This window comes from Haloquadratum walsbyi J07HQW2 (genome assembly GCF_000415985.1).
Taxonomy (GTDB): Archaea; Halobacteriota; Halobacteria; order Halobacteriales; family Haloferacaceae; genus Haloquadratum; species Haloquadratum walsbyi_B.
In genome coordinates, this window is sequence record NZ_KE356561.1 from 994,109 (window position 1) to 1,004,472 (window position 10,364).

Below are 10,364 nucleotides of genomic sequence, written 5' to 3' on the forward strand. Positions count from 1 at the left end.
AGCTTTCGTCCCTCACTGTCGGATCCGTTTCTCGAAGTGCTTTCGCCATCGGTGGTCCGTGCGGGATTACAGGATTTCACTCCTACCCCGAACGTACCCTTCGAGCCTTCCGGTCCCAAGCTGTGTAGTTTCCGTCGGACGCCCACTCGTTGAGCGAGTGGATTTCCCGACGGACTTACCCAGCCAGCTACGGACGCTTTAGGCCCAATAAGATCGGTCATCACTCGAGCTGCCGGTATTACCGCGGCGGCTGGCACCGGTCTTGCCCAGCTCTTGTTGATGTACCACCCTACGGTACATGAAAGCGAGGACGATATGCCCTCGCACTCGGAGTCCCCTTATCGCACGTGCGTGCAGTGTAAAGGTTTCGCGCCTGCTGCGCCCCGTAGGGCCCGGAATCTTGTCTCAGATTCCGTCTCCAGGTTCTTGCTCTCACAACCTGTACTGATTATGGGCACGGTGGGCCGTTACCCCACCGTCTACCTAATCAACCGCAGCCACATCCTACAGCGCCGGGGCGTTTAGTGATCTCTGCGATTCAAGCCTGAGATCGGTATGACGGGTTAACCTCAGTTTCCCGAGGGTATCCGTATCTGTAGGGTAGTTTGGCCACGTGTTACTGAGCTCGGTGCCGCGAGTCTAAACTCGCGCGACTAGCATGGCTAAATCGGACTCCGATAGCAATGACCTCCGGCAGGATCAACCGGAATGGGAGTCCTCACAGCGTGTAAGACAGACTGTGAGGAGGGAAAGGTGGCGGGATTCGTGGTAACGAATCACCGATGTGACAGTCACACATATCCTGATGTGGGAGTGTCATGGTGTGTCAGTCGAGATAAGTTACCTTGACTGACGGATTACACACGAACCGTCACGTTATGTTGTGTTGTGTTACGTGATGTCAGTGTACTGTACGTGTCGCGATATCGATTACGATTCGATTGTATCAGCTGACGAGTTAGCAGTACCATTGCATGGTCCGAGTGGTTCGGAGACACCAGACAGGTATCACCGAACCACCAAAGCTAACATCAGATTCCGTCTGTACGGCGGACCGCAGGGGTGGAATCCTCATCTTCTGTCCAATCAAACAATACTGGTGTATGGGTATAAACCCATTGAACCAGGATGATGATTGAGTTGGAAGTCAGCGAGTGCGAACGGAATTGAACCGTCCACAGTCATGCGTTCTTCGCATTATATGCAATGTGAGTGTCGCATATAAGTTCGTTGATGTGGAAGTAAGCTGAATAATACCGAGAAGGTGTAGCGATGACATGTTGTGTCTAGGTGATAAGAAGGTACACAACTAGTCTTTACGATCAGACTGGGTTTGCATTCACACGTCGGTTTGGTTACCGATTGTATGAAGCAATATTGATTAATCTAAAAGTTGTGAATGAGAGCGGTCAGGTATCAATGCTAATTTCTTTTTGATAAGTTAATGTCATTTTCGTGCATACTGTGCTAGCTTGAGTATGAAATATATTGATTGAGACTTGGGCGATAGTGTTTTTATATCGGTAATTAAGAATTTAGTAAGTAAATTTCATGACAGTAATATTATCAGTATATACTTTGCTTATAATGGGTCTTTATAAGGATACGGGTCGTCACTCTGACAACGTATGAGTGCACCGGCAGACTCAATCGAGATTCAGAATGTAGTCGCATCGACTGGGATCGGGCAGGAACTCGATCTTGAAGCACTCGCTGAAGACCTTCCAGGAGCAGACTTCAATCCTGATAATTTTCCCGGATTAGTGTATCGGACGCAAGAACCGAAGGCAGCAGCACTTATTTTTCGTTCAGGGAAGATTGTATGTACAGGGGCAAAGAGTATCAATGATGTCCACGATGCGCTTGGAATTATTTTTGAAAAGCTCCGTGGGCTCAGTATTCCTGTCGACGAGGACCCAGAAATAACCGTTCAAAATATTGTTTCGAGTGCAGATCTTGGGCACACACTAAATTTGAACGCACTAGCAATTGGACTTGGATTAGAGGACGTCGAGTATGAACCCGAGCAGTTTCCTGGGCTCGTATATCGAATGGACCAGCCAGAAGTAGTGATTCTGCTATTTGGATCCGGAAAGATTGTGATTACTGGTGGAAAGCAGACAAACGATGCTGCAGCAGCAGTCAAAGAGATTGTTGACCGGATTGAAGATCTTGGTCTGTTAAATTAATCTGAGTATTGTCGCTGATTTAGTATCATAAAGGTTGTTTTTGTTCGTAGTTACTTTGGGTTCGGTTTTCGACTAAGTGCATTTACACATATTGAATGTAGTCTGAATAACCCGGGGATCGTATTTGAGCATGATATAAAGATTGGTAATCGGGTGGCAGATAATGTCGCAAGTGGTTTTCCTACAGCAACGTAATACAACCAATGAGTGAAAAATCTGAATCTAATAAGTCTGCGGAACCTGCGGAATCTGTAGATATACAGGCTGAAGAAAATAATTACACGCAGTCAACTGATACAGAGACACCAGATACACTGTCGACAGACCAGCTGTATGGTGTATTTGAGACTGCTGGTCAACCTGTTGTTACCGCTTCAACTGTCGCGAAGTATTTTTCGGAGGATCAAGCAATAGCAACAGAGCAACTGTCAACGTTGGTTGATACTGGGGTGGTCAATCGCGTCAAGGTCGATCATGACCCAGTCGTGTATTACCCAGCATCGTTTTCGGAGATGACTACACGTGAGCGTATCGTTGTTTTTCCGGATCGTCAGGAGATCATCGTTGATAATCCAACACAGTATACGCGTGCACAACTTACCCAATTTGCACATCTTGTAGATACTACTGGTGAACGAAAGCCGATGGAGCAACGTGGACCACACATAAGCGAGGAGACATTAAATCAAAGTGACACCAGTGAGGTCGGCACCGATGAAACAACGATGACCAAGAGTTCTGATACGACAACAAAGACCCATACACCACGACGACCACAATCACGTGGATATCTTTACCGTGTACGCCAGGAGGATATTTGGCAGGCACCGTTTGATGATCTTGGAACACTTATATCAGCGGTTCGATCGACACTTCCACGACGCGTTCCAGCTTTAGAGTCCTGGATCGAAACACAGTGGAATCGAGCAAATCGATTTCGACTTTTTACACACGACGACGGGTACGTAGTACTTGAAGCAGCGTCAGAAAGCCTGATGGGGAACGTGGCAGAACAAAAACTTGATGAAGAGCAACTCGTTGCACCGATTTCAGACACACAAAGTTGGGTTCGTGATGGTGCTGAAGCAGCGATTAAACGCACGTTGTATGAAGCCGGATATCCTGTGATTGATGAAAGAGAGCTTGAGACTGGGGAGCCACTTGCAGTCACACTGGAAGCTGAGTTGCGTTCATATCAACAAGACTGGGTTGATAGGTTTCTTGACCAGCGGGCGGGTGTTCTTGTTGGTCCTTCTGGGTCTGGCAAGACAGTAACAGCTATTGGTGCGTTAGCATCGATTGGCGGGGAGACAATCATTCTTGTTCCATCACGAGAACTTGCCTCACAATGGCGTGCGGAGCTGACCGAGCACACTGACCTGAGCGATGATCAAATCGGAGAATATCATGGTGGGAATAAAACAGTACGACAGGTGACAATTGCGACCTATCAGACTGCTGGCATGGATAGACACAGATCATTGTTTGATTCACGAGAATGGGGATTGATTATTTATGATGAAGTTCATCATATCCCCGCTGCGGTGTATCGTCGGAGTGCAGACCTACAGGCAAAACACCGGCTTGGGCTTTCTGCAACACCGGTTCGTGAGGATGATAAAGAAACAGAGATTTTCACGCTTGTCGGTCCACCTATTGGAACCGATTGGTCGGCGCTCTTTGAGGAAGGATACGTACAGGAACCATATGTGGAGATTCAATACGTTCCATGGAAGAATGAACTTTCACAAAATGAGTGGGCAAACGCTGATGGTCGCGACCGTCGGCGACTAGCCGCAGAAAATCCACAAAAGATAGCAGCCACCGAAAGGCTACTTCAATCACATTCTGATGCCAGTGCTCTTGTTTTCGTTGAGTGGCTTGACCACGGAGAGTCACTTGCGGATGCGGTAGATGCTCCATTTGTCAGTGGTGAGATGCCACATTATCGACGTGATGAAGTATTTGAGTTGTTCCGCGAGGGCGAGATATCAACACTTGTTATATCACGTGTCGGTGATGAAGGGATTGACCTTCCAAACGCTGAGGTAGCAGTCGTTGCATCAGGACTCGGTGGGTCTCGACGGCAGGGTGCACAGCGCGCAGGCCGGACGATGCGTCCGGCAGGAAGCGCAGAAGTCTACGTTCTTGCCACTCGGGGAACAACTGAAGAAGAGTTCGCACAACGTCAACTTCGGCACTTAGCTGAGAAAGGTATTCGTGTAACAGAACGCAATGTAGCTGAGGAAGATGTATCACTGAGTCGGTGAACAGCATTGATGAGTAACGTTTAAATTACCAAGCAGTGCTAAATATAACAACCGCCCTTAGCTCAGCTTGGTAGAGCAGCCGACTGTAGATCGACTTGTCCCCCGTTCAAATCGGGGAGGGCGGACTTTTTGTTATATCGAAGATACCAGAGAGGAACTGTGCTGTCGTGTGGTCTGAAGTAGATTGAATTTACTTTATGATTCAGGAGTCGGTCTGCTCTGTCTACTTTTTTGATCCTATATGATTTATTTTGGGTTCATTATACAGTAATAAGTGCATATGATGGAAGATCTTGAGGAAAGTAACGCGAGATATGAGCTTGAGCAGTTTCGTGTGACGACATCTCCCCAAGATCCATTGTATAGTCTATAATTATTGATAATGTATTTTGTGGTCCCTCACTCAGATGAATTAGAAGCTGGGAAATCACACTCACCAGGTTTTTTCAAGAATTCATTATTAACTCCGCATCGTCATTATTGTATCTCCTCTTTATACTAAGATAATTTAACAATCAGAGTGCTGTGTGGAGTTAATTTTCTACGTGCTGATCAGATTCGATTAATTCAGTTGAACCCTTTTTAGCCGGCGGTTGAAATTCGACTACATGATCGGTGTGACGAGCATGCGTCTTCGCCCAGCGACGAGCTGGTCGTTCCTCAAGATATCTATCAGCATCCGGGCAGTGTCGACAGTCGACGACCCATGGTGTTGTTTCATCAGGAAAGTGACCTGTGTGTCGTTTGTGATCAAGCGCGAATTGTTCGACTGCTCGATTTCCAGCGTATAATTCTTCAAGTTCATAATGGAGATCCCATTCACGATTGCATCGTGAACACGTGACAGTTGGTGCTTCTTCCTCACGTTGATCTACGGTTGAATCCTCGTCCATGTTTATTCATCTACTCCAACTCACTTCTGCCCTTATTTTTTCTTTTTATTATCGAAGACTAAGTCTCAAAAAGACAAAATAAGAAATAAGAATATTGTACGCTCACTGATCAATCTATGATTAAGATTGATTATTCGTTGGGGACAGGAACACGGTGTTCATTCCACGATATGGTTTAGAATATAATTACAAGCACAGCTGCAATTGTGTTCATGCGTAGAGAAGTAATTAATCAGATTCAGCTTTGTCTAATTATCCTATCTCTAGATTATGGAACAGTATAATAGATTGCAGATATCGTAATCGTGGTTACTGTAGATGTCGCCTATAACATTATTGGATACAATTATAATATGATAGTCACCACCGCGGTGATATCATATATAATATCAGCTTTTTGCATACGCTTGTTATGATTTAGTTAGACGACTGCAAGTGATTCGATAAATTGCCACCCCATATAAACTGCAACTATCCATACGATACCTGCTGAAATAACGTTGAGATACTGCATCAGTGAATCGGCATTTGTTGATTCTCCAAATGCCCAGCCTGTCAAAACCAGCCCACTAAACCATGTCCATGATACAAGAAGACACCCTGCAGTGAACACCCACCGATTTGGGGTTGCGTAGGTCAACGCGTTGGTCCCAATCACTCCGACAGTGTCTAAGATTGCATGCGGATTCAATAATGAGACTGATGCAGTAAATCCGATTTGCTCGCGGATTCCAAGGAACTCCTCTGTGCATGGATTCACCTCAACCGCGGGAGCAGTGTAGAGCGTCCACCCAATATAAACTAACAGTATAAATCCAACACCAAATAGAGTTGTCTGTAACCACGCGAACTCAATCACTACGGCTGAAACGCCAAACACCCCAAGCAGAATGAGTAATGTATCAGATAGCCCCGCAGTGAGGACAGTCGGTAGTGCCCGAGTAATATTAGGTTGAATTGCACCCTGTTGGAATACAAAGACGTTTTGTGGACCAAGTGCGAGAATGAGACCAATAGCAAGCGCAACTCCATGCATGAACGCGTTGAAATACATATTTTATGATGGAGCGTTTAATTCGAATTCAAGGGATCATTTTGTCGAACTAATGTAGGTAAATTATTGATCATTGATATGAGCATAATATAGTATTTTGCTAGTTAATTCAACATCATAATGAAGTATGTGATGTAGTATTATATATGTCAAATTAAGAATATTAATGTCCAAGGTACCAGTGATAATGAGTAATTAACGAGTTTAATTCCGGTTTAGATGGACTATCAGTATCTCATCTTATCAGCCAAAGGTTAAACTCAGATATTTGTATAATAGTGATGATTTACCTCTAAAGACGGATCCTCTAAAAAGATGTTACAGTTTGTCAGCTTTTGCAAAGCCGGTATATCTGGCGAGCACTCACAACTACGTATATGGGTATTCGAACACTCAGTCATGAAGACCCAGATTCTTTGCAACTTCGCGTTGATCATATCGTCCCTTCGACAGCATCGGGGGTCAATGATACAATGAACCTATACTGTACGGATATTGAACGGACACAGACACGAATTGCGATCACTGAGTTATCATCAGGAGATGATTCGGTTGAGCACCAACAAGGGCAGTGGTATGAGTTTGATCAAATAACGCGGACCCACGGCGTTCACACAGCAGGGACCCCAGCGTTCAGCGTGAAATCAGGTGACAAACACTGCACCCACATTGAACCTCCAACAATGAACTCTCCGTCTGGGTCTATGGGTGCTACTGCAAGTAACATGGCTATTCCAAAACTTAGTGAGCAGTCTGACCGTATTGGACTCACAGTCACTGCTATTCCGACTACCAATGAGGAATCAATCTCTCCGGGTGCTCCTGATAAATATGAGATAACAGCAGTTTGCATTGACCCATTTGATACGTCAACAGACCCTCCGGTGTATCATCGAGCAGCTGCTGATACCCACGATGAACGAGTGTTGCTTGAGCACGTTGTTGAGGATTTAGTGGAGACGGACGCAGAGACGGTAGTCACCTGGGGGAATAATGCCGACCCAATTGAATTACTGGCGTCTCGGCACCGGCAGCTCAATGATGGAAATATATTATATCGAGAAAGTGCTGATATATTTGGCGGTTTTTACTATGCGAATTTATCACGACTTGGCGTTCGTCATGGCTACGATGATATCATCAAGATGGCTCAATCACTTGAAGTTGATATAACGGCTAAATATCCACGATTTGATACGGACGCAATTGAGAGCGATCCGACTGAGTGGCGAGCAGATTGGGATCTTACGAATACACCACTAACAGACCGAGTTGATACGCGGCTTATTAAGCGAGACTATCGGGCCCTCCTTGAGTCACATTTTGCTGGCGACAGCACTACTCCCGAAGCGTTAGCGGAATGTCTTCAGTCATTTGTGAGTGCAAAGTTGGGACCACTTCAAGCTGTCAGTGCTCATGAGGTTGCGACGCAGCTCGGTTGTCCCCGACTCACGACTACGGCGTAGTTATGTTTTGGTATTGTACCGATAGCAGATGTGATACGCGCTCTTCGGTAGCCAAAGTGGACAATCCGTATTAATCAAAATCAAAATTATGATACTTACTCGTCTTCTCTAGTAATCGGGCTTTGGAAGCGATACCGACTCCGTTTCAATAACGATCCAACAAGGATACCACCTGTGAGGATAATTGAAACGAGTGCTCCGGTTGATTGTGGCGACATCCAAGATGGGATGACGACTAAGACTGCATTGATAACTTTCGCTGGCAGGATAGATCTGAGGAAGTTCTTTATTGAGTTGACAGTAGGTCCAAATCGTGAGGTTTGTTTATCACGCCGTCCTTGTGATTCTAAACTAAGTGCTGTCGCTGAGGATCCACCGCTGCTTTCATCTCCCGTGCCTAGTCGTTCAGCCTCATAATTCGACACACCGGTTATCTTCCAGACAACGTCACCTGATTCGTCAATCTCAAGAATCCGGTCTGAGTTTGAATCCGCGATCAGTGTGTGTCCGTTTGGAAGTCTATCAGCGTCACGTGGCCACTGCATCTCTGTATCTGACCACTGCCAGCTTCTTGTCCAGCTCTCATTTGTGCGCTGGTACTCGATGACTCGGTTATTTTGAGAATCTGCAACAACAATCGCTGGACCACCCCGCTCTTTCGGAATATAATCGGGATTATGTTGCTCATAAAGAGTGCTATATTCATCTTCTGTGCCCAATGTCCAGTCCTCAAGCAGCCCTTCACCAGGGCGAATAAATATGACTTGATCTTGATTCCGGAGACTTATCATAATTCGACCATCAGCGAGCGCTTCAACATCATTGAGATGAGTCCAATCATACGGCCATGGACCACCGCCGGTAAGCGGATAACTATCTTGGGCATGCCACTCATATACCCGCTCTTCAGTCGTTGTGTTAACAATGAATACAGAATCCCGATAGATATCAGCAACGACTAATTTCTGGGATCCAAGACGGTCGACGTCATGCCATCGGTGGGTGCCGGTTCGTGGCACGGTATGTGTATATATTGTCTCTGAGTGTCCTGTTGTCAGGTTAATTCGCTTGACGAACTGCTGTGTCTTGTCTAAGTTAAGATACTCAACGCCGACAACTTCGACTGTAGTTGAGCCATCTGAAACCGGGTCAACATCGTGATATCGATCGAATGTGTCGTTATAATAAAGTAAGCGTCCATCGGGTGCAAATGCAATCAATCGATCCCCAGGATGGTCAGTTATGACAGTAATGTTATCATTCTGTTGAATAAGTTGCTCACGCTCGGAGAATGGAAGTTGTGATTGTTGTTCTAATGTTTCGTCTGCTGTTTGCTCATTAGTTGACCCGTCAACAAAGTCGATAAAGATTACACCTGCAGAAATTATCATAACACAGATACAAAAATATATAGGATATTTTTTTAATGCCACCGTATGATTACATTTTTACTCAGTATATAAAACTACAATTCTACAGCATGGGTTATATTCAGCTCGGTCAAAAAATGGAGCGATATCAACACCGTATCGTATGGTTACACTTCATATGTGGGTCATCATCATTGAAGAACATGATATCAGAATGGTCCACAATTCGATATTAAGATTCATTTTATACTGATGTAGTAATCTAGTACTGTTCGATAAGATTACTGACTGTTCGAGATAATTCTATTAGTCATCGACTGTGCGTATAGATTGAGACCACAATTGCTGAATACAGTATTAGTTCAACATTCAGTTATCATTGGTAACTTCCTGATTTTTTTGACCACCCCAGAGTAATTTTTCAGGAAGTAATTGCACAACCAGCGGCTCGTTAATAGTTATTTGACACGATAGTCGTGGATATCCAAATCGAGCCGCAAGACGGTCGTGCCCTGAGTATAAAGACTGTCACTTTGTTGATCGCCATGAATTCGCACTCGTACACCACAGGTTGCACAAAGCCCATTCCCACCACAATTGAGTGTTTCACTGAGATGTCCGTACGGAGAGAAACCATGATCACGGAGAGTATCACGAAGGATGGTGCCGTTGTTGACAGTGATTTTGGTCCTAGTATCGTCGTGAAGAACGATTACTGGAACACTAGCAAGGTTATCTGACATACTCAATAAGAAATAATTAGAGATGAAAATAGTATGCACATACCGGCTTGACATCGTCCTCCGGCTTTAGGCGGAGGAATCCTGAGCGTGAGTGTGAGTGTTGGAGATTTCAGGTTTGTAGTCCCACCGAGCATCCAGACAGGAAGAATCTGTAGGGATGCTCGTGGACTGTGGCGAGTAGAGTGTAGTGAGACTGCTGGCGATGGGAGTGCCAAGCCCAGCCCCGTCCCCGGGCACTCCACTCCTATCCTCTCGTCCATCGTGTTCGGACTCCCACAGTTGGGTTTGCCTTGGGGCGTCCAGCAGACCTCAACGGACACGGACACCGACACGGACTCGGAGTTCCTGTGAGTTGTGCTTCCAGCAGTCAACTCCAGTC

General features: G+C 45.5%; 7 protein-coding genes, 1 tRNA gene and 1 other annotated feature (1 of these 9 cut by a window edge). Of the genes, 4 read left to right on the forward strand and 4 right to left on the reverse strand.

The window, feature by feature from the left end; translation table 11 throughout:
* Window positions 1-710: a sequence feature (16S ribosomal RNA rRNA prediction is too short), on the reverse strand (it extends 69 nt beyond the left edge of the window).
* 918 nt (window positions 711-1,628) lie between these two features.
* From J07HQW2_RS04570 to J07HQW2_RS04580, 3 genes are all read left to right on the forward strand, one after another.
* A complete protein-coding gene (locus J07HQW2_RS04570) occupies window positions 1,629-2,189 on the forward strand; it encodes a TATA-box-binding protein (RefSeq protein WP_021054205.1) in 561 nt (186 codons plus the stop codon).
* Window positions 2,190-2,392: 203 nt separating this feature from the next.
* Complete coding sequence (locus J07HQW2_RS04575; protein ID WP_021054206.1) at window positions 2,393-4,459, forward strand: DEAD/DEAH box helicase; 2,067 nt, start codon at window positions 2,393-2,395, stop codon at window positions 4,457-4,459.
* Window positions 4,460-4,510: 51 nt separating this feature from the next.
* Window positions 4,511-4,584: transfer RNA gene (locus J07HQW2_RS04580), tRNA-Tyr, on the forward strand.
* Window positions 4,585-4,992: 408 nt separating this feature from the next.
* Here J07HQW2_RS04580 and J07HQW2_RS04585 read toward each other — a convergent pair.
* Both J07HQW2_RS04585 and J07HQW2_RS04590 read right to left on the reverse strand, forming a co-directional pair.
* Window positions 4,993-5,352: a DUF8062 family protein gene (locus J07HQW2_RS04585; protein WP_021054208.1), complete on the reverse strand. Its 360-nt coding sequence runs from the start codon at window positions 5,350-5,352 to the stop codon at window positions 4,993-4,995.
* Between the two features lie 421 nt (window positions 5,353-5,773).
* On the reverse strand, window positions 5,774-6,406 hold the full coding sequence (locus J07HQW2_RS04590) for a LysE/ArgO family amino acid transporter (RefSeq protein WP_021054209.1): 633 nt from the start codon (window positions 6,404-6,406) through the stop codon (window positions 5,774-5,776).
* A 377-nt stretch (window positions 6,407-6,783) separates the two neighbouring features.
* On the opposite strand from J07HQW2_RS04590, the gene J07HQW2_RS04595 reads away from it, so the two are divergent.
* Window positions 6,784-7,872 carry a hypothetical protein gene (locus tag J07HQW2_RS04595; RefSeq protein WP_021054210.1) on the forward strand — a complete coding sequence of 363 codons (1,089 nt, stop codon included), beginning with the start codon at window positions 6,784-6,786 and terminating at the stop codon, window positions 7,870-7,872.
* A gap of 95 nt (window positions 7,873-7,967) precedes the next feature.
* On the opposite strand, the gene J07HQW2_RS04600 is transcribed toward J07HQW2_RS04595, so the two are convergent.
* Window positions 7,968-9,263 carry an arylsulfotransferase family protein gene (locus J07HQW2_RS04600; protein WP_021054211.1) on the reverse strand — a complete coding sequence of 432 codons (1,296 nt, stop codon included), beginning with the start codon at window positions 9,261-9,263 and terminating at the stop codon, window positions 7,968-7,970.
* 437 nt (window positions 9,264-9,700) lie between these two features.
* Complete coding sequence (locus J07HQW2_RS04605; protein ID WP_021054212.1) at window positions 9,701-9,985, reverse strand: hypothetical protein; 285 nt, start codon at window positions 9,983-9,985, stop codon at window positions 9,701-9,703.
* Window positions 9,986-10,364 lie beyond the last annotated feature (379 nt).